The organism is Anatilimnocola aquadivae (assembly GCF_049819085.1).
In the GTDB taxonomy this organism is placed as follows: Bacteria; Planctomycetota; Planctomycetia; order Pirellulales; family Pirellulaceae; genus Anatilimnocola.
This window is the reverse complement of the sequence record NZ_CP187419.1, coordinates 3,443,642-3,468,417: the sequence shown is the minus strand read 5'-3', so window position 1 is coordinate 3,468,417 and position 24,776 is coordinate 3,443,642. Positions and strand designations below refer to the sequence as shown.

Below are 24,776 nucleotides of genomic sequence, written 5' to 3'. Positions count from 1 at the left end.
AGGAACCAAAGGCAGATGTGGCCCGAAACGGTCATGTCGGCATCCGGTCAGGGTAACGAGTCCCCGCGAGTTTAATCACCACCGGCCACGTCAATGCATTTCAGCCCCTCAAACGCCACATCGATTGCGTAATCTGCCGACTCCTGGAATCCAATCACAAACGACCAGCGGTCTGGACCTTCATCTTCCGTAACCTCGCGCGAGATCCAAATGTGCGGATTGCGGATGGTCTCGCGGAGCTTGGCGGCGTTCTTGTTGCCCTGGTTGTACGCCTCAAAACGGCGCGTCACTTCCTCCAGGAGATCCGGTAGGTTCGAGAGCAGTAAATCAGCCAGTTTCCGCTCCTCCTCGCTGACAGCCGGCGGCTGCTCGTTGGCCGGTAGCAACCTTGTTTCGAATCGGATCGAGACTTGCTGATTGAAGAAGGTACCGCGATCGACGGGAATCTCGACGATCCAGCCATATGGGTCCAGCGTGGGTGAAGCAAGCAGTCTGTCGATGAGGGCATCGTTCATTTTCGCTTTTCCTGGGTGAACTAGCTCGTCCGAAATTCTTGGGTGCTCGAAAATACCTGGCAATCGGGCGAGATCGCGATTGTCCACCGGCAGACATCTCTCGGCCAGTTGCGCAATTCGAAGTATTTAGTAAGATACCAGCAGACTAAGGTAGTGAAGGGTTCGTCCGCTCGGCGTCTGAACTCGCTGTTCATCTTGTAGAGGGCAGTTACCTGCCGCATCGGATATCCGAGGACGTATGCAATGACGCGATTAATCAAGAAAGCCAAGCGAGACCGAATCCAAGGCACGGACACGCGGCTGGAAATTCAGTACGTAGTGGAGTCGGTTGAGGTGATGACAGAGCGAGGTGCCACTAGTCGGCCGGCCGCCAGAGGATGGGTTGATCCGGATGGGATCTCGATTGAAGAACTGGGTAACGGCAAGTTCAGAAGAACATCAGACGGAACTGTGTTAATCGCCGAGGAGTAATTAACTTCTATCATGCGGCAGTGAGCTTGAATCCTTATGCTCAAGGTCATAGGTGCTCGTTAGGGAATGACTAGACGAAAGGACGCTGCTGCACGATCATCGAGCAATCGGTGCATTTTCAGAAACGGAAAACCAAACAAGCTGCAGCCGGCGGAAACCGCATGCCTCGAGTGTCTAAGCTAATGGTACTGGCAATTAGACCCGACGAATTAATCCGCGACGGGTTAAATGTTACCCGTACTCGGCTAACGCAAATCATGAATCTGCTGTTTCTCGCGCCAGACATTCAGGAACAAATCCTACAGCTTCAGCAACCCGAAGCTGGACGGGCCTTCCTAACGGAAAAACAGCCTCGGCAAATCGCAGCCACTGCGAATTGGAATTTGCAAAGGCGAATTTGGCGGGCTAACTTTGCGAGCACAACATTTGGCGACCTACCCACATCATGAATCAATCAGGCTATGCGTAGTGATCTGATTCGATCTAGCCTGTACGTCCTGATCTGCTCTGTTGCCTGACAAAACGCGCGGAGGTATTGTCGCTCGCGAAACTCGACAACTGCGTGCGGCGTTACCATAAGCAGTGATTCGGAGCGTATCCCACCAGTGTAGATCATCATCACGGACTGCCGTTCTTCAATTGCAGTTGCTAAACATTCGAATCCATCCGGCAGTAATGAAACGAGATAGCCGTAGTCCGAAAAATGCAGCGGCGGTGCAATTTCAGCAAGATCGCCGACTGTTCGAAACTTAGCCAGCAAACGAACGAGTACGGATTTCAGAATTTCAGCATCCCGTAATGCTCGGTGGCTTCCTTGCGTGGAAACTCCCAGTTCTCGTGCAACAGTCCCCAGGCGGCAGTTTGCCAGCGCCGGCATCACTCCTCTCGCAAGTTGCAGCGAGTCAAAAATAGAATGTGGGGGCCTTTCGACGCGATAGGTATCCATCGCCATCGCAAGAAAGCCGATGTCGAATGCGGCATTGTGCGCGAAAGCCAGTGTCGGAGATTCAGCGAAGAAGCTGAGAAGGCCTGGCAACACCGCTTCCAAACGTGGTGCGTCCATTACCGCCGCGGACGTAATTCCGTGAATCGCGATCGCCTTCTCGGGAATTTCGCACTCAGGGTTTACCAGGCTATGAAAGCGATCCACTTCCGTTCCATCCAGGCGAAAGCGAATCGCCGCTACTTCCAAAACTTTGTGCATAATTGGATGTAGTCCGGTGGTCTCTAGATCGAACGCGACGAACTCAATGTTGGAGAGCAGAGTCTCTGGAGGAATAGTTAACCGCGGCTGCCCTCCATCCCGCACTTCGACCTCGTAATCGTCATCGTTCTCTAAATGCACCAATCGTTCGGAGGCAGAATTTTCGCTACGGCTGGTTTGAAACCCTGTTGATTCAAGTTCGACTAATGCTGTCAGAATTAGCGTCCGTGCCCCTTCGATGTCGATGTGATCCGCGGCGAGAGACTGCACCAGTAGTGAGTCGTCCAGGAACCGATCAAATTTTCGCAATTCGCGAATCTTCGTGCCTTCTGCGAGTTCTTGGGCCGAGAAGCTGTTCGCTAGAAATGAAGCGAGTTTGTCGACGAATTTTTGGGGCGAAAGCGGTATCTCCAGCGCAACGCTGTGGTCGGTAACGTCGACGTCAAGCGATTCGAAAATCCATCGCAAAGTGTTCTGCGTTTTCGAACCGGTCCAAGTGAACCACAGCAATGTGTTGTCCGCCGTTTCGAGTAAACGTTTTGTTACAAGCTGTGCTGTCTGAGCGTTGTGCCGAGCCTCCTCAAGCAGTTCGATGGAAGTTTGGTCTAGATAGTCATATCGCGAAGCCGCGAGCAGAACCTCTCGCATTTTTTCCCGCACCCTCTGATGCACCTGCCCTCCGCTACCCAGAAATCGTGGCGGCTTTTTTCCACGCGCGGGACGTACAAGAATCTCAACTCGTTTGACATCGATCGTGTCGACTTGCCATCGCTTGCCTCCGAGCAGCAAATGGTCACCTTCCTTCGGAAGAAGCAAGGCAGGTAGCGTTCCAATTAGCCTGCCATCGTATCGCACCGAGAATTCGAGCCCGGTCGCAAACGCGCTATAGAAATCGTAGTCATGAACAACGCGCTCGCCGTCAGGTGTCAGGATCAACGTCTTATCTGGTGCCTGTTCGATGAGGTTAGATCTGCCCAGGGCACGCAGGACTTGCGCAAACAAATCAGATTCCAGCGCCCGAAACGCACCTTCGCTCACCAACCGTTGGAAGATGTCCGCCGCGCGCAGACCCCCCGTCTCAGTCAAACTGCTCAAAACCTGCTGAGTCAACGTGCTGAGGTCCAGTGAGGCACTTTCGGGCGGTTCGACCCAGCGTTCACGCATCAACTCAGTGGTGGATATCGCCTGCAAGAGTGATGGGTACAATCGATGAACCAAATCGGATTTCGCACTCGCCCGGTGCTCCATCAACATGACACGCATACAGTGCGGTTCATCATCCTTCCGGCCGCTCCTTCCAAGCCTTTGTACTAGCGAGTTCACTGACCAAGTAGGTCCGATCTGCCCCACACTGACGACATTTCCAATATCGATGCCGAGCTCCAACGTCGAAGAGCAAATGGCCGTAGCTGGACGACCACCTCTCATTTCCAATTCGGTATCTTCACGAATTTCTCGGCTCAATGAGCCATGATGTACCCAAAACTCTTGCAAGCGGCCCAATCGCTGGCACTCGGAATTTAGTTCATCCGCAAACTGCTCAACTTGCTCCCGCCGATTGCAAAAAATCAGGTTCTTCTGTCCCGCGAAATGCTGCAGGATGTTTGCCAGTAGGGCAGGCGGAATCGAATTTGCCTCTTGGTCATCAGTGAGTGGATTTGAGTTATCGCCTACTTCCTGCGGGCCGTCTAGAAAAGTTTGGATGCCAAACATCATGCGTTTTTTCTCTCCCGGGTCGGTAATATGGGCAACCGATTCCGGCTTGTCAGGAGCAATCCAGCGCTTGTACGCTTCGAACGCGTCTCCGATCGTTGCAGAAAGCCCAACTATCCGAACGTCCGCATTCGTGTAACGCCGCAAGCGACTCAAAAGACTGCGTAGTTGCAAACCGCGCTCACGGCCAACGAGCGCATGGATTTCGTCGATCACTACGAATCGCAAACCCTGAAACATGGCCCCAAGAAACCGCGAGCGATTCACGAAGAGAGATTCGATCGATTCCGGCGTAATTAAAAGCACGCCACGAGGGTCTGAGGTAGTCTTCGCTTTCTTTCCCGCATCCACGTCTCCATGCCACCGATGCACGGGGATTTCGGCGCGCTCGCAGAGAACGTCGAGACGTCGGAACTGATCGTTAATTAGCGCCTTTAGCGGCCCAACATAAATCGCCCCGATTGACTCGGGAGGATTGACAAATAGATCGGAGAGGATAGGAAGAAATGCCGCTTCTGTCTTTCCGGAAGCGGTCCTAGCTGAGATCAAAAGATGATGATCCGTCTGCAGTAGTTCGCGAATCGCGTCGACTTGAATCGGCCGGAGGTTCTGCCATCCCATATCCCAAAGGGCATGCTGAATCGGACGCGCCAAGAGTTCAAACGCACTCATTAGAGATTGAACTCGCTGAGATCGCTTCCCGGTGCAGACTTCTCGTTTGGCTCTTTTGAATAATCTGTGAGCGAAACGAATTCCTTGGAACGCAGCAAGTCCTGCCATTTCGTGGATGCATTCTGCTCCAGAATCCCCAGCAGATTGACGAAATCTCTGACCGTATCACGCGGCGTCTGAAAATACGCGGCGCCCATGCGTTGCTGACAGTCTTGAAGGTAGCCAACAATCCCCTCGTCCGGAATCAGTTGTTTTGCCACATCTCCGCCCGCGAAAACGGCGCGAACGTTGCTTAACAACACATAGCAATCCTCGGGGCTAAGGTTCTGAAGTTTGATTACCGGAGTTGAGTAATCCCTTCGGTCATCGGAAGCAAAACGATTGGGAGCTAAACGAGTTTGCAGCGCCTCATAGCTATACAGACCGCGGCGTTTATCTTCGATGCATTCATCGGTCCCAGCGAACAGAAAGCAAAGTCCCTCCGCGCGTCCTTGAAGGCAATCGTTGATGATCTTCAGAATTGCTTCGAAGTTCTTGTTGCGGGCAGTCGTGTTGGTGAGGCGGTGTGAGAGAACCACGAGCTCGTCGATGTTGACCAGAAGCCCCTTGTATCCGGCAAGTCGAGCAAATGCAGCCCAGAGTTTTAAGTAGTCGTAACTGTTGCTGTCGTCGATGATCGTCCTCACGCCGAGAGCATCCCTGGCCTCGGTCTTCGTTCCATACTCACCGCGAAACCATCGCAGAGCCTTATCCTGAAGATCATCATTATGATTGTGATAGCCGTCGTAGTACTTTGTCATCACCGTTGCGAAGTCAAACCCAGAGACCAAGTCTTGAAGACCTCGCAATCGTTTTGTGATTTGTCCACGCGTGTCCTCCGCGTTGCCTCCCGCAGATTTCACTTCATGGTCGATTTCGCCAACCCAACGCTCGACACAACTCTGAAGGGCCCCACCCTCCGGCTTTGCACGAGTTGCGAGGTTTCGCATTAACTCGGCGTACAGCGCGCGACCTTCACCCCCAGTACCATAGAGCCGTCGGTCCGTCGTGATGTCCGCTTGAAGGACTAGAAACTTGCGCTGCAGTGCGACGTTGCGAATTAAGTTCAGAAAGAATGTCTTGCCGCTGCCGAATCGTCCTACGATGAAGCGGACAGTCGAGCTTCCTTCCTCAACAATTTGTAGGTCTTTGACAAGGGCTTCGACTTCCTCCTTTCTCCCGACCTGTATGTAGGGGAGTCCAATTGCTGGCACTACACCAGCCTTAAGCGACTGAATAATCGCCGTTCGTTCTCGCACCGGAATCTTATGCATAGCTCTTACTTCGACAGGATATTTGAATGAATCACGAGCGGATCTCCATCTTCAATCAACCAGTCGCCGAACTGCTCCTGGGACCACTCGTTGATCGCCTCGATGGCGCCATTGAGCATTACGTGATGCAACATCGAGAGTTCTCGCGCATCACGCAAACTCCAATCGCTCTTGGTAAGTAACGCCTTCAGGAAGGGTTGATACCGGCGGTCCAAATGATCTGCGGCAGCCCCCAGATCCCAATCAGTTCCGCTAACCACGATCGCAGCGCTCGTCTCAGGGACCGCGGTCGCAGTTGATTCGTATCGGTTAGGTAGGTTGACAGTTCGCGTAGGCGAGTAGTTTTCTGAAGAGTCATCTTCTTCTTCAACATCCATCGCATCCTGCAAGATTCTGGCAACTTCCTTTGTTTCATTCATAATTCTGGACACAGCAAGCAGATCGAGACGAAACTCCTCCGGTTTAGCAATGACGGTTTGTTTGGGTGCCTGTACGGGAGTAGTCGTCGCCAAAGGCGCCAGCAGCGCCTCAAGGTCTTTCGTGTCTAAGTCAAGTTGTGTGTAAAGCCTACGAAGCGAGGTCATCTCGCGCGGTGAAATGACTTGATCCGCGGCAGCGATGCCGACCAGGAATTCACCAACGAGCCGCCGCTGTTGCTTAGTCAGCTTCTTTCGAATTGTTGCCGAGATCCGCACATCCTTCGGTGGATTCAGACATAGAAGTTGCCGGCGGCATTCCAATCGCTTGACTTCATCTGGCGACAAAGTGAATTGATCTTCAAGATGTTTGGCAATAATTGTCAATTCTTCACTGTCGATGCTATCGTCAGCCGAAGCGATGTACACTCCCAACTCGAGGAGCAGAGCCGCGGCCTGATAGGTGGCCGGATTCTCTTCGCCGTCAGATTCTCGGAAGTATAGTACAACTTGCTCGTCCCAGCGATAGTTCTTGTTGCTGAGGCGAGCATCCGGCTCGATGCCAATTCCTAAACAATCAGCGGTCGAGAGCAGTTTCACACATTGCGTTTTTAGCAATGTGCCACGTTGGCCGAAGCCCTTGAGGGCTGCCAATGATTCAATTGATACGACGGGGAGTGTGCCGGCGTTCGCTTTTTGCTCCCAAAGGCGAAACCAGAGATCGTACTCCGGATGTTCGCCAGTGCGCAGCGAAGTGGGAAGCGCTTCGTATGCTTCAGCAGTCTGTGTCCCGCCGCTGGCCTGACTCGCTTTATCATATGCCCGCAGTTCGTCGACACATTGCTCCCAGATGTCCACGAGCGGTTTGAATTGCGACGTAATTCCGAGAACGTCAGGAATTTCGAGCAGCGCCCGCGAGGTCTGTTCAAAATGTGTGGGCCCATTAAGCGTTGCGCTGGCAGCGTGATAATGCAGGGGTTTAATCCGCTTTGATGCTTTGAGCACCATTCCAGCGTTGAATCGATCCGTATACTTCTTGAGAAACAGCTCTTTAAAACGCGACTCTTGCCGACGAACGACGATGCTCGACGGAGTTCGTGGGTCAACTTTAGCTACTTGAAGGGCAAGACCCGGCGGGAGCGGTAGGCCCCGCTCCTGAAAATAAGCCAAGCATTGGGCCAAGAGACCATCATCCCATCGCGAAGTGGACGAAATAGCTGCGTCGAGAACCTGCTCACTTACGGAACTGATCCGGCCGGCAAGTGCAATCGTCAGCCAAAGCAGCGCCGCCGAGTAACGATCGAACGATCGTGACGAACAGTAAATCTTGCGCAGTCGCAGCAATTCGTCAATGATTGGAATGTGCTCGGCCTGGTCGACAATTACCCGCCGTTCAAGTCCATAGAAGTAGATGAAAACGTAGCCGAGCTCGATACGTGGGTCGCAGCGATTCGTACCCAGCCAATCTAAATATCTCGCCCGTTGTTGCGGGGTTGCGTCCGAATAACTCGGCCAATACGGAAGTCGATCAATCGGATTCGTACCCGGTGGTGCAACAGGTAAAGAGCCGTCAATCAGCGACGCGTCCAAAACATGGAAAGAATGAGTGCCTGCGGTGGCATAAACCAATGGATCGCGAATGGCGACGCGGCCTAAGTTAATTACCGTGCCGCGCCCAAAGAAGTCACCGGCCCCTGCACGAAAAACAGCTCCTTGCTCGTTCAGTGTGCTAGGCCCAGCGCGGCGACTGATTTGAGAAATCAGGTTAGGGAATGAAAAGCTCGGCTTAGGCGGAATTGATTCCGCATATGTTCTCTCTCGAAGGACCGGGGGCGTCGTCACGGGCGGTTTTGCAACACTCGCTTCCGACGCGGTCGTGCGGCTCGAATGTGCTGCCGCAGATGCCGGATCCGGTTGTTGCGACACGGGAGTCGGCGTTGAAGACTCAAGCGTTTGAGTCTGCGGGACGATCTGCGCCTGGAAGACTTCAGATTCAACTCGGTTTGAAGGCGAGGTCGAATTCGCCGCATGATTTCTGTCAGGCAACCTTCGTGAGTTGTTGGCGAAAAACGATTCAAGTCGATCAAGATGGAAGTTGTTCTCGCGGTGGTAAGCAAAAGATTCCCAGAAATGCCGACTTAGATTGGGCAACTGCCAGATGCAAATCTCAAGTCCCACTGCTGAAGTCAGCAGAAACGTGCTGACACACAATCCGAATGCCATCGTTAGCAGAATCGCCGCAGTGACGTGACCAGCGGCCAACAGAGTCCAGAGCACAGCTGGTGGAATGCCATCGGATCCAAGACCATCGTTTGCGGTTGGCTGGGGAATCGGCGACGAAGACACCGCAAATGTGCCGTGGCAATTCGGGCACTGCAAAGATTTGCCAAAGTGATCTGCTCGGAGGCTAAGAAGCTGGCGACAAAAAGGGCAGGCTGCGTGCATAACATCGCTAGTCTTCATCTAGAGTTGAACGGATGACTAGCCAAATATGATAGCCACTTTCGTGGTGGCCGTAACCATTTTGCAAAGTTGTGAAACGACGCAAATCTCTCATTGCCCAAAACAGCAGCCTCAGCTGCATTGAGGAACTCATTGCATGCGGTGAACGGCTATTTGGGCCAGACTTCGCGAGATCGTCAGATGTCTCGCTCGTCGACGTCGATGCCCGCCATTTTTCTCGCCGCAATTAATTCTTCGCGGTTAGCCAGAAAAACAAGCTGCCGCAACGATTCAGGATGATCTAAGCCGCGATCAAGATTGAACTGACGCTCGAGATAGAACGCCAAGCATAGTCGTACTTTCATCTCTACGACGCCATCGGTCATCCCAAAGTCGAGCTCGACGACGCGCCGCTTCCCACCCTTCAGCTCAGGATTAGGCTGGAGCCGCAACGTAATTTCTCGTGCCCAAGCCATATCTGATGCAGGGTCGATTTCTGATGGTTTCGCACTGTCGTTGACAGACTGGATGCGGCCAAGAACGAAGTCGAGGAACTTGCTTCGGTTGTGACACCACGCGCGCGTGTGCCAGCGGAAGCCGTCGAAAGCAATCGCGTGCGGCGAAATCCACCTAGATTTTGGCTCCGGTCGAGACATCGATTGGTACTGAATCTCAATGGACGCATTAGTGCGGATGGCATCAAGGATTCTGCGTAACATCGTCGGGTCGATGCGACGCCGGAGCATAGGAACAATTGAGCAAGATGGAAGGCGATTTGCCCATGCCTCACTTTCCTCCAATGTCCCTGAGTCCATGAGCCGTAGTTGGGCCAAGTAGCGATGGGCCGACGGGCTAAAGTACTTCGGTTCGAAATCGGCACCTGCTACGTACGTCTTCAACGTCTTGTCATAGACAGCATTTTTTGGCGCAGCCAACTGATAATGTGCCAGATCTGCAGATGCCTGGGGGACGGACACTCCGAAGAATTCAACTAAATCTGAACGATTGATTCGCCCTTCCCAGTAAAGGCGGAAATCGATGAACTCGAGCCTTTTCTCGATGTTCCAGCGAGATTTCTTCTTTTGTTCCGTCAAAGGCTTGTCCGCCGGTTCCGGCATGGGTATACTTTCTAGATGGATGTTTTTTCTGTACTCATCTATTTTATATGCGCATCCCCTGCCGTCAAGGATGTAGTCATTAGTGCCTACGGCAAAGGTCGAATATGCCGGAGGCAAAGATTGACTTCGCTATCGTTACCGCTCTAGCCGTAGAGCGCGAGGCATTCGTGCGCAGGCTGGAAAACTGCCTAAAGCAACAATTTGACGATGAGCCGCTCACGTTCTACACAGGGATGCTGAAAATCCCCGGTGAGACGTACCCATATACCGTGGTCCTGACCCAACTCCTCGAAATGGGCATCAGCGACGCGGCGATAGCGGTGACCAGGGTCATTAGTCGATGGCACCCTCGAAACATTTTGATGATTGGCATCGCAGGCGGGGTCGAAGGCAAAGCCAAGTTGGGAGATGTGCTGGTCTCGCAGTACGCGTACTACTACGAGCCGGGCAAGGCAACGACCGAGGGATTCGAAAGTCGCGGACGCCAGTTCAATTCCGACCTCATGCTCTATGGTCGAGCGCAGCATTACGAAGCCGCCGAATGGATGGGCGAAATTCACGCCGCACGCCCAGATGCCCTGGGTGAAGAATCCGCACTCCCGACAGTCCGCTTCGGCCCAATCGCCTGCGGCGAACAAGTGATCGCCAGCATTGAAGCGTTGGACGATATCAAGAAGCAGTGCCCTAAGATGATCGGCGTTGCAATGGAAGGCGCAGGCGCCGCGAAGGGTGTCCTGAGCAGTGGCGATCCGCCTCGCTATTTGGAAATTCGCGGAGTGAGTGACTACGCCGGGCCAGATAAGAATGATGGTTGGCATGAATACGCCGCCAACACCGCCGCGGCATTCACAATTGGATTTCTGCGATCGCGGCCGTTCCCGCCTGGTCCGCCACCGGAAGAATTCTCCGAAGCCAAACCCGTCGCCACACTCGTGATGACCGCCCAATCGCTGCGACCAATCTCTAAACAGGAAATCTTGCCAGCGCTGGACGAAGCGACCAGGCATGGTGAGCTGGAGTTTTTCTACCTCGATTTTCTCGACCTTGTTAACAACAAGTCCATTACCGATCCTGAAGCTGCGGCTCAAAGGCTAGCAGACCCCCAGGGTGCACTGCTGGGAGCTATCGCACGCCGAGCCGATGCTCGCCTGGCATTTCACGGCCTATGTGCAATTCCGCCAGTGATTCTCGCCGGACATATCGTCACCGACCGTCGAAAGGTGGCGCTCTTTGATTTCCAACCGGACTCGGGCAATTGGATTTGGCCTGGGACACCAGATGGTTTCGCCGCTCTGAATCGGACTGGAACTCCGAAGCGTAATATCAAAGAAGGGGGCGACGTCATCATCCGAATGCCGATCAGCTACCCGATTCATGTCGCCGACACAGATGGTCTGGGATTGAAACCCCGGCTTCAAATCGAACTTGCGCACCCCGCCATAGAGCGTGGCGTCGTCAAAAGTGAAGCGCAGGTTCGCGAATACGGACGAGTATTCCGCGAGACTCTAGATCTGATTCGTAAGCAAATGCCCGCGTGTCACCGGATACACCTTTTTTACGCTGGTCCAATGTCACTGGCATTCCATATCGGTCAGCAGATTTCTGAGAACATTCACCCGCCGGTCGTGGTCTGGAACTTCAGCCGGAAATACGAGTGGGGAATCGACTTTGCGGCTGCCATGTCTGGCGAGCCCTGCGTGATCCGACCTAAAGCCGAAACCGAAGGAGCAACTAAATGACGATCAAAACGCGGTTCGAGCGATTTACAACCAAAATTAAGCCCAGTAAGGACCACCTCGATGAGGCCGCTCGACAAGTCGAGTACATGATCGAGAGGCTGCACGACAAGGTCTCCGATGACAAGACATTTACCTTGGAAAAAGTTTTGCGAGCTGGCTCAAACGCCAAGTTCACATCATTGATGCGCACCACTGAAAACGTCTTCGATGTCGACTTGGGAGCGTATTACTCCGGTAAGGGCGCGACCAAGGAAAAGCTAGATACGCTTTTGGATTTCACAAGACAGAAGCTCATCGATATCTACCCGCAGAAAGAAGAGAAGGACTTTATCAAGTTGCAAAGCGCGGTTCGGGTGAAGTTTGTGAGCGGCATCAAGCTGTGGGTCGATGTTGCTCCGATCGTTAAAGACGAATCGCTGAAAATCACAAACGGAGGACCTATTCCCCGCGACGATGGCTGGCGCCTGACATCCGTCACCGCTCACAACGACTTCGTTACGAGCCGGACGGTTGCGAGCAGCAAGGTTTCAGGGCCCGTGAAATTCAATCGGCTGGTGAGGATGATCAAGTGGTGGAACAACCTCCAGGTGCCATTGGTGCAGCCGTCGATTTTCTGCGAGTTGATTACCGCCGCAGCAATTCGCGACGAGGGCGTGACTTCTGAATGGCAGACAAGTCTCCGCCAGGTTTTCACCTTCCTACGCAAACACGGCTTGAGAGAACCGATCGTTTTCGACGACCACTTCAATTCTAAAAAAGAGACGCTGGCAACTGGGACTGTCGTAGTCATCGATTCGGTCAATCCAAAAAACAATGTCACTTCGACGTGGACGGAGAAGACCCGCAAAGATTTCCTTGATCACGTTGAAGACGCCTACGACGCCTGCACCGCTGCATGGAGCGCGGAACGTGACGGCGATGAAGATGAAGCTGTCGACCACTGGTGCCGTCTGTTCGGCGAGAATTTCCGCACACTTTCCGAGGAGGACTAAACTTTGTCATCTCAAACCCTGACCCGATCGTCTTCTGCGACGTCGACCCTTTCGAAGGTTGTCTATGTTACTCGCAAGCTGCAGGCCGACCTGTTCAACTTGGTCGACACTTACAGCCAAATGACCCAGAATCATGCGGAAAAGCTGATCTCCGATCTTCGTATCCTGCTGGACGAAGAAGTAATCGAACGTATTGACTTGTTGTGGACCTATAAAAACACGAATGTCGTAATGGGCGCATACGTCTACAAGGTCATCAACGCTGGCAGTGGCCTCGCCGACGAACGCGCGGGCGGCATCCGCTACGATTCGATACTTCAAGATTGTGACTTCGGAGTACGGATCTACAGAAACTCACACTGGTGGGCAATGTCTGAGGCCGACCGCAAGGCAATTGCGGCCAAGTGCCAAATTCAGTGGTCCCCTGGAGAATCGCTCGACTTTAGCCGTGGAAGCGTGACGTCCGACCGAATGTACTCGAATAACGGTCTTGGCCTCGATCGAGGACGCTTCCAGAGCAACTAATGGCGAAAATCATCCTTATCGGGGCGGATGGGCGAGACTTGGGCGGCATTAGCGGAACCGCTGAGGAGCTACTTGCGCGCGCCGAACAACACGCTCGCGACAATCATTTGGCGAAAAGCTCCTATTTCCCTGTTGCTGTTCGCCAGGCAGTCGAAGAAGCCGGATGCCGAGTTTCCGAACGAGACCTGGCAGAAGCGATGAAAACTCTCGACTCTGTTCGGCGCGGCGACAAGATCGACCGAGTTAACATCACGGTATCCGGAAACTTTCCAAATCCAAACGTGAGCAATCCGGTTGTCAAGGATCATGCCATGACCAGTAGGCCAATGATGAGTCAGAAGTTCTTTGAAACCGAGCGTAGCTACCCCGACGAAAGCGCCCGCCAGTGGTACGAACGATTGGTCGGTTTGGACGAACACAAGCGACAACTGCTGCTTGAACTGGAGCTGTTGCTGTTCCACGATCGGCTCGACTCGTGGAACAGCAAACATCATCGCGGAAGCCTCCGCGCTTGCCAAATTATGAGCAGCCGGGCACCGCTGGTGTTGCTCGAAGGTGATGTCGGTTGCGGAAAGACGGTGTTGGCGCAAACCATCGGCGATGCACTTGCAACGAAGATGCAACAGAAGGTTCATCTTCTGAAGGTGAACACACAGGTCCGTGGTTCAGGTTTAGTCGGCGAAATGTCCGACCTGATTGTTCAAGCCTTCACCCAAGCCGAGGCGAAGGCCGATTCGGTTCGAGGCGAGCCCGTGCTCTTGCTGATTGATGAAGCGGACGCTTTGGCGGCAAAACGCACCGATCAGCACATGCACCACGAAGACAAGGCGGGCCTCAACACGTTATTGCAGCGTATCGACGGCCTGCGGCAGAGTAACCGCAGGATTGCCGTAATTTTCATTACGAATCGGCCCGATGCCTTAGATCCAGCAATTCGCCGCCGATCTGCACTCCGGTTAACTTTTGGTCGACCAGGCGAGGAGATGCTCAGCAGTCTGTTTCGAGAATCGCTGCCAGAGCTTTCCCTAAGCGGCAACATCCTCAAATCTTTGGTCGCTTTAACGGGTAATGAAGCAATGAAAAAGTATGGCGCGACATTCACCGCTTCGGACATCACCGATCGACTGATTCCGGCGGCGTTGAAGGATGCCTATTCGGAAGACCGACCACTGGTCGCGGAAGATTTGCTGCGCCATGCCAAGGCAATGGAGCCGACCCCGATGATGGCCGGTGGAGGAAACGATGGCGAATAATTCCGAGGTGTTCATTTCTGTCGATGTCGAATCTTCCGGCCCGATTCCCGGCGACTACAGCATGTTATCGCTCGGGGCGTGCGTGGTCGGCAGCGATGACCAAAGCTTCTATGTCGAGTTCAAGCCGCTGAACGACAACGCCGTCCCTGATGCGATGACGGTGACGGGGTTCGATTTGGCAACGCTGGTCGAGACAGGTGCCGATCCCGAAGACGCGATGAAGAAGTTGGCCGCGTGGGTCAAAGACGTCGCTGGTGATGGAAAGCCTGTATTCGTCGGGTTCAACGCTGGATTCGATTGGTCATTCGTTAACTGGTACTTCAACCATTTCCTGAAGAAGAATCCTTTCGGTTTCGCGCCGCTGGATGTGAAGTCGTACTACATGGGGATGATTGGCTGTAGCTGGGAAGAGACAAAGTCGAGCAGAATTCGGACAGAATATCTGCCGACTGTTCCGGGCGACCACAATGCATTGCATGACGCTCGAGCTCAAGCTGAAATGTTTGCGAAGATGCGGGAGGGACGAGCGACACAGATTTGAGATTGAGATGAAGGCGAATCAAAAACAACAGCGGGAATTAGTGAGGCTGACTTAATCCGCGGCCGTTCTAACCAACGTCAACTGGCACGGCTGCAATCGACGAACTAGCATCGGAGAAATCTGCGTGGATGATGATTGGAAAGCACTAGAATATGCATGGAAGTACTTTGACAGGCACGCTGAGCAACGTCTTAAAACTTTCAATTTTTATCTTTTACTTTGCGGTGCAATTATTGCGGGTATCTGTGGGGTACTGCGCGAGCCAAAAATGGAATGGATGACTGTAGTCCTTGCATCCATTCTGAGCTTTGTTTCCTTCGTGTTCTGGAAACTGGATCGACGCAACCGCACGCTCACGAAACGTTCCGAACAAGCACTTCAGTTCTTAGAAGACAAGTTGGTGTATGCCGATGGTCCTGATGGGGTGCCACATATTTGCAAGCTTTTTCAGCGAGAAGCTCATGATCGAGAGCGGGCGCACGTGAGCGAATACAGCTACTCACGATGCTTTGGACTGGTGTTCGCCCTTTTTGGATTTGGCGGCTTCGCATCCGCAGCCTATTCTTTTCTGACATGGCTACAGCATTGAGAGTTCCACGAACAAAAACATAATCTCCGCGATGCGGCTTGCAAGCAGCCTCCGCAATCTATCTCCATTACGGGATCTAAAGTGCTCGACTATAGATTGTGAAATGCGCACTCTATTGCCGTTCCTGGCGGTGTTGCCTTGCGATCCGGCGACCAAACACTATCGCACAGAACTCACAACCTTTCTTTTGTCTGAAAATGAACGGGACCGGGCTCGTGAAGCATCACGAGCGGGTTGCCGCCTTGTGAGGACGTGGGGATTTCGGCCTTCGAGATCGAGGAGTTCGTGCGTGAGACACTCAGCATCGAGACCGAGGGTCCCGCGGACCTGACGGCCGCAACTCCAGAGCAGCAGTTTGCGGCAGCCTGGTGCCGTCTCGATAAACGTCAACAAGTAAAGGCCTTAAAGAATGTCCTGAGGGAAGTCCGCTTTGATCCAAAAGGAGAGTCAATCACCCTGTTGATGCATGCCAACGCTGGCGAAAGGTTGAAGCTGGCCTAAGACATCATTGGCGGACGCCTTCAACATCGAATGGGCCTCATAATTCAGTCTGATTACGGACCAACGCTCAGCGGCTGGGCAGCGACTTCATGCCCTATCGGTTGGCAGTTCAGCTCTGGCGGAAGTGATCCATTGAGCATGCAGCTTGTTGATTTCTGTAGTATCGCCGTTGGCAATCCAGTCAGCGAGCGACTTATAACGAGCGACACGGCTTGGTTTGCGGTCGAGTATTCGTAGCGCCTCGTCGAGACGACCCGCGCGGAGGTACGAATGCCCAAGGTCCACATGCACGAATTGCTCGTTTCGCCATGGTTCCGGGAATTCCGTAGCGGAATCGATGATATCTTCTGCGGTAGTATTTGCTTCGAACCAGGGCAAGCCAGCATTGATGATCGCATCGATCATCTGTTGTATTCCCTTTTCACTTTTTTCGTACCAGGTCAACGCGGGTCTGTGGAATTGTTCGCAAAGAGTTCGGATCCAAATGCCAGGTTCAAGCACGTCGAGACGCAAGTGTTCACGTGCCCATAGTGGATGGATTGTCAAATCGCACGAAATCTCGCCTCCGTGTCGATTCGGCCGCAGCTCAATCCGTTGCACAACATCCGCTTGTGTCACGCGCAGATAACGCCGCGCACTCACACGAGCGAATCCAGCATCGATTAGGTGTGTTCCGAACTCGGCCGATGTTAAGTCCATTCGCTTCAAAAAGCTCCGCAAGACGGGGCAGTTAGAATTTGATCGCATAATGCCGTTGAGCGGCCGCGGCGGCGCACGCGCGACGCTCGACCGCAGTGAGAGTATACCGCCGCTGAGGTCCGCACCAGCGGCGGATTAATCGGCGGCCAAATTGTCGCTCGCCATCCGCGCGACGAACAAGCCGCGTCCGAACACGCCAACCGGATCGAAACTACTGGTCAGCCCGGCCTCGGCGAAATGCTCCGCCATCCGTTCCGGCGTGACAAGGGCCAAGCGGTGGCACTCCTCGGCCGCGCGAACGCCCTGTGGGGTCGCGATCAAATAATGGAATCGCAGGACGGAGACGTCGCCGTCGCGCTCAGAGACATTCATTCGGCAAATCTTCAACTCGGGTTTGTCGACGACGAGCATTCGCGGTAGCCCCGGCTGAAACGCCTCTGGTGACAGCCAAGGTTCCACAAGTATCACGCCGCCTGGCGTCAGTTGCCCAGCAAAGCACCTAAACGCCGCGACAATGTCGGCTGCAGTCAAAAGATACCCAATCGAACTGAACAGGCATTGCACGACGTCATACTTGCGGTCGAGGTTGAACGACGTCATGTTCGCAACGCTGAAGTTGCCTTTTGGCACCTTTGCCTGCGCAATGTTGACGAAGGTTGGATCGATGTCGATGCCATCGACTTCAAAGGCGTCGGACAGTTCCTTCGCGTGACTTCCCGTCCCGCAACCCACGTCCAAAATCGAGCATGCACCCGGCCGTTCGGTGGCTATCAAGCTGCGAATCTTCGCCGCTTCGGCGGCATAGTCCTTGAACGAATAGACCTCGTCGTATAGATCGGCAGTTGAGGAAAACATAGGTGTGGCGATCTGATGCGAGAATGTCGAGCAATGTGAAGCAGTTGAGTGGCCGAGACGGCGCACGGTGGGGTGCCCGACCGCAAAGAGAGTATACCAACGCCGAGGTTCGCCCCAACGGCGGTCATTCGGCAGCCGGTGGCGTCGCTACGTCGTAGGATAGCACCGGCAGGACGCGTTCCATTCCTGTCAGCCGCGAAACCGACGAGCCGACCCGACGGCAGCCCATGTGCAGATAGAACCCTTCGGCGTTCGGGTCACTTTCAATCATCAATCGCTCGACGCCGAGTCCGCGAAGGTGCCGCACGGCGAGCCGAAAGAGCTGGGCACCGCGGCCGGTCCCGATCAACGACATTCGGAGCCAGAAATGGTCGAGCCAGGGTTGGGAGTCCGCGCGAGTGAACGCTATGAATCCGATCGTTTGGCCGGTCTCCTCGCAGCATAGAACGTCGTTCGATTCGATGTATTCTGGTGTCACGGCCAGAGTGTCTCGCCAAGCTTCGAGCCAAGGTTCGGGATAACCCCAATGCCGCTTACCCTCACGCGCGAGCTCCGTGAGCGTCTGGCCGTCGGCAGGCAAAGCAGACCTTAGCGAGAGGCTCGGTTCGTCTTGCAGTTGCGTAACCAAAGTGCCCCTGAGTGTGAAAAATGCCGCGATACTATCAGGCAACGGATTGTTAGGCGGTTGAAAGCTAGGAAGGTGGATCCGGCCAAGGGCTCCGAAGGTTCTTCGGATCGAGTATTGGGTGTTCGAGTTCGACTAGAACTGTTTCGTTGCCGCGCTCACACGCGAAAACCCGCTCTCGCGTGAGTCGGAGGACTTCGCCGCTCGTTTGAACCTTCAGCGCCACGAGAATTCGCTGAGTGCGCTGCGATAGATGAGGGAGAAAATGCTCGATTGAGCATCCTATGGGATCAATATTCGCAGGCAACAAATCCCAGGGTGTTGGATTCACGGGCGGTGGTTCGCCAGAAAACTCAGGGGGAGAAAAGAATCTCATGTCCATTGCGAAATTCCCGGCCGCCTAACTACTTATTCTCTTGCGCAGCTGTCAAGTTAAACTGAGGGGCCGCCATTGCATGGGACCAGATCTATCTGCAATCAGTTCAGTGAGTTGCGGACCGGAATTCAACGGATAAGCGACGCCCGCCGTTGCAGCAGGCGGCTATATCTTCTGCGCGATCACGTACACGTGCAACTCCGGAAACTGGTCGTACTCAAGATGCCTGCAAACACAGCCATACTGTGCGAGCAACTCCAGAGTTTTTGGAATTCCTAGCGTGGCCGTGTACATCGCCACTCCCATGTGAGCGTCTTGCACTTCATCCGAAGCGTCAAGACCGCCCAATGTAAACACGAGCACGCCTCCTGAATTCAGGTTTTTGCACAACTTCTGCAGCACGGTCGCCTGCGCAGCGAGTGGGACATGCCAGATGCTATCCCATCCTAAGATCAGGTCATATTTTCGGGACAGCTGCCACTCGCAAATGTCAGCGTGGTGAAAGGTGGCGGTCGGATTGCGTTTTCGAGCCAAACCTACCATGTGCTCGGAAACGTCAACACCTTCGACTTCAAAATTCTCCGAAACGAGATAGTCGATCAGGCGTCCGTTGCACCCGCAGCCTGCATCAAGAGCAGCACATCGGGTCTTCACGAACTGCACAGCACGCTGAAGTGCCGCAAGCCCGCTGAGCGGATGTTCCGGCGCTGACCATCGATCGGTGATCGCGTCGTAGCTCCTACCGATGTCAGTGGGGCTCATTGAAGACATAGTATTTGTTATCTCACGTCCTGAGCAGGGTTAAGCAAAGCGAGAACCGAGTGTGGGTAGGACTGCGATGCCCGGCCTTTCCGCAGCAGTGGGTCGCTATCCCGTGGCCGATCCGCCGAGCCACGTCAAAAAGTGACGTACACGCCAAGGCCGTTTCCCGCACACCTGCTAAGCAACTGCATGTACGACTCTAACTCACGAGCGCGTGTGATACGTTCGATTCGTCGCAGCGATTCAACCACACGCTCGGGTGTCTGGAAATAGGAACCCTGACGGCCCGGATCAAATTCGTGCCCAGGCCTGCCCAAGGTCGAACCGAGCAGTGCCGATCGATCGTGCGGCGCAAGCGCCGCATCTACCGCCAACCAAGAATCGGCGATGCCCTGGTCGTCGGCAGGATCGTAAAACCGGGTCAGTGCAAAGTCGCCGTACTCATGGACATCGCGGTTTCCAAAGGTAGCCTGCCAACGTTGCTCGATTGGTTGCCCCGCGAAGGGGTCTTTAATCTGTTCGTGATGCGCCTCGATGTACTTCGTGATGGTTGTAGGATCGCCCGATTCGAGTGCCGCGATGAGGAGGTGGTGGAGCTCGTCGCTCTCGAATTCGCGCCAGTCGAACGCGTAGGCCTTGTGCGACATCGACACGAGAAACGCCTCCGCTGAATTACTACGTATTCGCTTGCTGAACCGCCAAGTTAATCAGAGTTTTGATCAAGGGAAAGAAGTCGATCGATCTCAAATGCCCCTGCGGAGGTTTGGGCAAGATTCCGAACTGGTCGCCTTCGGGGTGCGAGAGCAACCGGGTTGTTAACCCGCTCGGCCCTGCGGAAAGAGAGTACAGAGAGTTCTAAGAAAGGTGGCGGCAGGAGAGGGGTCGAAGTAGAATTGGAGGACCAATTCTACGACTGGCAGAGAGTCGCTCCGTCGTCGTAACCCGTTGCTGTTTCTCTAGTAAACGCAAGCGGCCAGAGGGACTCTCTGGCCGGCAAACTGCGTTAACCGCAGGGTATCCCGTTTCCGGGAAAGAAAGAAAAGCTCCCCGTGCACAACCCTCTTCGAACAAGTTCTCTGTTTTTCAATTTGCGTAAGTGGCTTTGAACACAGCACTTGCTGATTTCGAGTCCGGTTCGGTGTCACTAACGAACCCAACGCTTTACTAACATTTGGGGCGAACCGGTTAACAGACCAGAGAATTTCTGGCGCTCTCTGCGCGCTCTCTGTTTGCTTGCGACTTTCTCATGAGTTGCTGACGAGGCCAGAATCCCAACCGACCCATCAATGGAAATCGAAGTACGTTTCAGATGGCCGATGGTGCCCCCGGGGTGCAAAAAAGAATCCACACCCATCATTTACTGCGTCAAATCCAGTGTAATTCGATGGTCAACATCTTTCAGTCCCTGCTGCTCGTGATCGCCGGCGCCACACAGAAAGAACTGGCCCGCCAGGTCAAATACCTGAAGGTCGAGAACCAGATCCTCCGTTCCAGGCTGCCCCAGAGAATCGTCTGCACGCCGAAGGAACGTGTTCGCTTGATCAAGTTCGCCCAGAAGCTGGGCGGCAAGGTGCTCCGTCAATTGACGACGATCGTTGCCCCCGAGACCCTCCTGGGTTGGATTCGGGCCGAGAAGAAGCCGAAACCGCAGAAACGAAAACGAGGCCGGCCGAATACGCCCGAGCAGATTCGCCAGCTCATTCTGCTGATGGCCCGAGAAAACCAATGGGGCTATACCCGGATCATGGGCGAATTGAAGAAACTCGGCATCAAGCCGCCAAGCCGGAACACGGTGAAGAACATTCTCAAGGCGGCAGGCTACGCACCGGGCCCGCGGCGTGGTGAGGGAACTTGGGACGACTTCCTGAAGCAGCATGCCGCGTCGCTGTGGCAGTGTGACTTCTTCTCCAAGCGACTTCTGACGATGAAAGGCATTCGCGAGGTCTTCGTACTGGCCTTCATCCACGTGGAAACACGGCGTGTGATCCTTTCGCCGGCAACCTTCCAACCGAATGAAGCATGGGTTGTCGCCCAGGCTGCGGCATTCGTCGAACAGGCACGTGCTCAGAAGCTTCGTGTCGCAACGGTGCAGCGTGATCGCGACACCAAGTTCACAAAGGCAGTAGATCAAGTGCTCCGTTCAAAACGAGTGAAGCCGAAGGCGAACGAGTTTCGCAGCCCAAATACAAACGCCTTCGTCGAGCGTTTCGTTCAATCGATCCAACAAGAATGCCTGGATCGATTCGTGATCTTCGGCGAGACGCACATGGATCACGTTTGCAACGAGTATCTTGAGCATTACCATTCAGAACGTCCGCACCAGGGCATAGGGATCGAGAACGAGCTGCTGGTCCGAAAGCGCAAGCCGAAACCGGTTGAAGCAATCTCACTGAACGAGATTCAGTGCTCAGAGCGACTTGGCGGATTGCTGAAGAGCTACAGTCGCAAGGCGGCGTAAGAGAGCCGCGGTTGCCGGGCTGGAATGTTGGGGCTAGCGCCGCTCGTCTCGGGCTTGGGCAGACGAGATTTGGAATTCCGGCCCATCGCGGGCAATAACGCGAGACGCCTGCGCGGCGGTAGCACAACTAAACCAATCCCCCAACTCAGAATGATCCTTCGAAGACGATTCGATCCGGCGGAGTAGGGAAGGGTGCATTCAAGTTTGCTCAATCCTTTCCCATCCAGCCGTTCACTTCACTCTTTCCCGCGATGAAGAGTCCAACCAAGAAATACGCAAAGAATCCAGCAGCCAGTCCAATCGAATACCCCGAGAATTGATCCTGATCGTTGAATATCGCGATCACCGCCCCACCACCAACAGCCCCAATGACCGCTGAGATATCCCCGAGCTTAGTTTGCTCCGACGATCGCCTCAGAGTCCGGTATGTTATCCATCCGATTACCGCGCCGAAGCATACCGCGCCGAACATGGGTGACATGATGTCCTCCTTAATTGAATAAGTTTGTCGTGGACAGGCGTACGCACTGCCTAGTTATTGTGCAACCGTCAGTTAAGATTATTCTTCTGCTCCCCTGGCACGAGCACTAGATCCGCCGAGCAGTACGGAGTATATGCGAGTCCCAGAAGATTGCCCTTCTTGAGAAGCGTCAGCCGAACCTCCTTGAGCGCTTGTCCGACAGATATTCCGCTTTGGAGTCTGAAGAAGAATTCCTCTGCTATCTCGCCAGCAACCTGTTGGTGTACGGCCACCTCAGTGCCAATTACCCCCGAGGCCCTCACATTCATGAATACATCGACGAAGTTAACCAGTGTCTCTGGGATGAGTTCAGTGGTGTGACAACCATTGATAAACACTAACGGCGATGTGTCGCGCCAGTGCCTAGGAGACCATCCGGACTGTTCCCAAGCGATGATGTCGCTGGGCCGAATCCGCTCACCCTCCCCTATCTCAAGGAATGGGACCGGCTCCTTCATTCCGCGAATGGTCTCCCGCCGACCGTGGCAGTAGAAGTATGCTACTTCCAGTCCATCCTGGGCGAGCGACTCTTTGACTTCCGAGCGAGAATGGCACGGACGAACTGATAATCCCTTGAGGCGGGAACTAAGGGATGTCAAGTGTGTGTCCGTGAGCACCTTATCGAGTTCTGAACTGAGAGCAGCAGTAACTGTAGGTGGGGCGTTGGTGGCCCTTATTACTCGAGGGACGGAATAGCCGGTTCTTGAAGCCGGGGGCATTTCGATGATATGTTTCAAGCCCCAAAAGCCGAAAGGGCAAAGTGTGTTAGCAGAGTGTTTTGAGCACGGGCACGATGGCACGTCAGCAGAGGTTCGACACCACTGGTCCCAATCTATGGTTAAGAGTTCGCATGGCTGAAGCTCATCCGGATCAACGTCAATAGGGATGTCATACACAAGCGCCCAAGGGAAAACGAACGAACTTCCATCAGTCCGGCTAATCTGAATTGTCGTAGGCTCAGCTAACGCCTTGGTCCGCAGTTCAGTCCGACGTTCCGGGTGCTTGGACATGAGGGCCGTCCACAGCTGCCATCCAAGGACCGCGAGGAGACGTAGGTCTTTCGTGAAGCTGGCAAGTGACTTTTCGTTCCGGCGACCGAATCGGTTCCTCATGGTCGTCCGACTCCCACTTAGGAAGCTACTGGAAACCTCCTCAATGTGGACGTCCCTGAGAGCTTCACGGGCGGCGTCAATCGCGCCCCGGATCTGACCATCAGTCAGATTAAACACTAAACCCTCGCCGTCGGCCGAACCGGTATGGAAAACTATACGGTGGGAATCGTCGGCATTTGCATTGGTCAGGATGTTGAGGCCGCGGGGAGGGAACGAGTCAAGATCGTCGAGGGCAGCAGACAGTGAGTAGTCGACCCATGCATAATATCCACCTGCAGCGTCGCCGACCGCTGCGGTGAGCAGTTGTGACTGGATGAGATTGTTATGATAGTAGACCATCACACGGAGCCGCGCGCAACCGGCAGATGCCGGCGTTCTGAGATCGAAGAACAGGTGACGACGGCGGTTAGCCGGATGGCACTGGTGGTGTTTCTCACGCTGACAGTCGCATACCCAACTCGGCCCTTCTCTTGGCAGAAAGAAACTCTGGGCCGATGAAGAAACGACGAAATTGTCGCTGACTACGACAGCTTCGAGCCAGTGCCCTTCGGGAAGGTAAGGTAGGAGATGGGAAGGGAAAGGGTTGTCAGCCGCATTCAAAACAACATTCTCTGGGTCAAAGGGTCCGATGTTGAGTCGCAGGAAATAACAAGTAGCAGCGAGGAGAGTCTCTTCGTGAGGAATGGCGACTTTAGCATTGGCATCTACGACAGCAATATTTACGAAACGAATAAGTTGATCGCTGAGAGTGTCGCTCCAACCGCCATAAAGAACGTCGTTGGCAGAAAAGTATTCGCTCGATATTTCACTGTGCGGATCGGTTAACAGGTTCACATCGCTTTCAAGTCGCAGGCCTCGCCACTTGGCATATCGATCTGCTTTCGCATCAGGATCCGGTTGGCGGAATTGCCAGTCCTCTGGCGGGTGATACACTCCTTTACCGAGCGGAATGGTTTCCATCCCTAGGGCAGCGGCTGGAATGGGATTGCGTTGATTTGCGGGGACACGATCCAGAACGGTGGATCCGACTGCCAGCTCGTGCAAATGCAGCTTTCGTCGCTTTTCAAAGGAATTCTGTTCGGTCGACGTAAGGTGGCTGATCTGTATATGCTTCAACGTTACGGGTTGGTCTTCCTTCACAAGACCGACTTCCCGACATTCCTCGAGCGCGCGTTCAGGATCATTTGACATCCACTGTTCGAAGAACGACTGGACCACATCCTCTCGGTCCTGTTTCGGTGTTATCGACGAATGGAGTAATTGCAGCGCGCGTTGATAGATACGGGCGGCACCCCGGGATTCTAATTCGAGCTGTGTACTAGGGCGCATCTGGAGATTGCACGTGTAACGAGGGTGGCGGCCGAA

The 24,776-nt window shown here is 54.1% G+C and carries 20 protein-coding genes; 8 read left to right on the top strand and 12 right to left on the bottom strand.

Annotated elements, in window-relative coordinates:
- Positions 1-71: 71 nt before the first annotated feature.
- The 5 genes from NA78x_RS14045 to NA78x_RS14025 all read right to left on the bottom strand — a co-directional run bounded on the left by NA78x_RS14045 (position 72) and on the right by NA78x_RS14025 (position 9,864).
- Complete coding sequence (locus tag NA78x_RS14045; protein ID WP_425619078.1) at positions 72-602, bottom strand: hypothetical protein; 531 nt, start codon at positions 600-602, stop codon at positions 72-74.
- A gap of 838 nt (positions 603-1,440) precedes the next feature.
- Positions 1,441-4,575: a DEAD/DEAH box helicase gene (locus NA78x_RS14040; RefSeq protein ID WP_425619077.1), complete on the bottom strand. Its 3,135-nt coding sequence runs from the start codon at positions 4,573-4,575 to the stop codon at positions 1,441-1,443.
- A complete protein-coding gene (locus NA78x_RS14035; protein ID WP_425619076.1) occupies positions 4,575-5,888 on the bottom strand; it encodes an ATP-binding protein in 1,314 nt (437 codons plus the stop codon). The genes NA78x_RS14040 and NA78x_RS14035 overlap by 1 nt, the downstream gene beginning before the upstream one ends.
- Positions 5,889-5,893: 5 nt before the next feature.
- Positions 5,894-8,650 carry a TerB N-terminal domain-containing protein gene (locus tag NA78x_RS14030; protein WP_425619075.1) on the bottom strand — a complete coding sequence of 919 codons (2,757 nt, stop codon included), beginning with the start codon at positions 8,648-8,650 and terminating at the stop codon, positions 5,894-5,896.
- 293 nt (positions 8,651-8,943) lie between these two features.
- Positions 8,944-9,864 (bottom strand): helix-turn-helix transcriptional regulator, encoded by a 921-nt coding sequence (locus NA78x_RS14025; RefSeq protein ID WP_425619074.1) that lies wholly within the window; start codon positions 9,862-9,864, stop codon positions 8,944-8,946.
- Positions 9,865-9,968: 104 nt separating this feature from the next.
- On the opposite strand from NA78x_RS14025, the gene NA78x_RS14020 reads away from it, so the two are divergent.
- From NA78x_RS14020 to NA78x_RS13990, 7 genes are all read left to right on the top strand, one after another.
- A complete protein-coding gene (locus NA78x_RS14020) occupies positions 9,969-11,603 on the top strand; it encodes an SAVED domain-containing protein (RefSeq protein ID WP_425619073.1) in 1,635 nt (544 codons plus the stop codon).
- Positions 11,600-12,595: a CBASS oligonucleotide cyclase gene (locus NA78x_RS14015; protein WP_425619072.1), complete on the top strand. Its 996-nt coding sequence runs from the start codon at positions 11,600-11,602 to the stop codon at positions 12,593-12,595. The genes NA78x_RS14020 and NA78x_RS14015 overlap by 4 nt, the downstream gene beginning before the upstream one ends.
- 3 nt (positions 12,596-12,598) lie before the next feature.
- Positions 12,599-13,120: a hypothetical protein gene (locus NA78x_RS14010; RefSeq protein WP_425619071.1), complete on the top strand. Its 522-nt coding sequence runs from the start codon at positions 12,599-12,601 to the stop codon at positions 13,118-13,120.
- Positions 13,120-14,373 (top strand): AAA family ATPase, encoded by a 1,254-nt coding sequence (locus tag NA78x_RS14005; protein ID WP_425619070.1) that lies wholly within the window; start codon positions 13,120-13,122, stop codon positions 14,371-14,373. The genes NA78x_RS14010 and NA78x_RS14005 overlap by 1 nt, the downstream gene beginning before the upstream one ends.
- On the top strand, positions 14,363-14,914 hold the full coding sequence (locus tag NA78x_RS14000; protein ID WP_425619069.1) for an exonuclease domain-containing protein: 552 nt from the start codon (positions 14,363-14,365) through the stop codon (positions 14,912-14,914). Before NA78x_RS14005 ends, NA78x_RS14000 begins: the two co-directional genes overlap by 11 nt.
- 124 nt (positions 14,915-15,038) lie before the next feature.
- Complete coding sequence (locus NA78x_RS13995) at positions 15,039-15,503, top strand: hypothetical protein (protein ID WP_425619068.1); 465 nt, start codon at positions 15,039-15,041, stop codon at positions 15,501-15,503.
- A gap of 285 nt (positions 15,504-15,788) precedes the next feature.
- Positions 15,789-16,004 (top strand): hypothetical protein, encoded by a 216-nt coding sequence (locus tag NA78x_RS13990; RefSeq protein ID WP_425619067.1) that lies wholly within the window; start codon positions 15,789-15,791, stop codon positions 16,002-16,004.
- 87 nt (positions 16,005-16,091) lie between these two features.
- Here NA78x_RS13990 and NA78x_RS13985 read toward each other — a convergent pair whose 3' ends face one another.
- From NA78x_RS13985 to NA78x_RS13965, 5 genes are all read right to left on the bottom strand, one after another.
- Positions 16,092-16,409 carry a hypothetical protein gene (locus tag NA78x_RS13985; RefSeq protein WP_425619066.1) on the bottom strand — a complete coding sequence of 106 codons (318 nt, stop codon included), beginning with the start codon at positions 16,407-16,409 and terminating at the stop codon, positions 16,092-16,094.
- Between the two features lie 429 nt (positions 16,410-16,838).
- A complete protein-coding gene (locus NA78x_RS13980; protein ID WP_425619065.1) occupies positions 16,839-17,624 on the bottom strand; it encodes a class I SAM-dependent DNA methyltransferase in 786 nt (261 codons plus the stop codon).
- Between the two features lie 58 nt (positions 17,625-17,682).
- Complete coding sequence (locus tag NA78x_RS13975; protein WP_425619064.1) at positions 17,683-18,138, bottom strand: GNAT family N-acetyltransferase; 456 nt, start codon at positions 18,136-18,138, stop codon at positions 17,683-17,685.
- Positions 18,139-18,724: 586 nt separating this feature from the next.
- Positions 18,725-19,321 carry a class I SAM-dependent methyltransferase gene (locus NA78x_RS13970; RefSeq protein WP_425619063.1) on the bottom strand — a complete coding sequence of 199 codons (597 nt, stop codon included), beginning with the start codon at positions 19,319-19,321 and terminating at the stop codon, positions 18,725-18,727.
- A 134-nt stretch (positions 19,322-19,455) separates the two neighbouring features.
- On the bottom strand, positions 19,456-19,974 hold the full coding sequence (locus NA78x_RS13965; RefSeq protein WP_425619062.1) for a hypothetical protein: 519 nt from the start codon (positions 19,972-19,974) through the stop codon (positions 19,456-19,458).
- 731 nt (positions 19,975-20,705) lie between these two features.
- On the opposite strand from NA78x_RS13965, the gene NA78x_RS13960 reads away from it, so the two are divergent.
- On the top strand, positions 20,706-21,779 hold the full coding sequence (locus NA78x_RS13960) for an integrase core domain-containing protein (RefSeq protein ID WP_425619061.1): 1,074 nt from the start codon (positions 20,706-20,708) through the stop codon (positions 21,777-21,779).
- 208 nt (positions 21,780-21,987) lie between these two features.
- Here the strand turns inward: NA78x_RS13960 and NA78x_RS13955 are convergent, their stop codons facing one another.
- Positions 21,988-22,260 (bottom strand): hypothetical protein, encoded by a 273-nt coding sequence (locus tag NA78x_RS13955; RefSeq protein WP_425619060.1) that lies wholly within the window; start codon positions 22,258-22,260, stop codon positions 21,988-21,990.
- 68 nt (positions 22,261-22,328) lie between these two features.
- Positions 22,329-24,629, bottom strand: a complete 2,301-nt coding sequence (locus NA78x_RS13950; RefSeq protein ID WP_425619059.1) for a hypothetical protein — start codon at positions 24,627-24,629, stop codon at positions 22,329-22,331.
- Between the last annotated feature and the right edge of the window lie 147 nt (positions 24,630-24,776).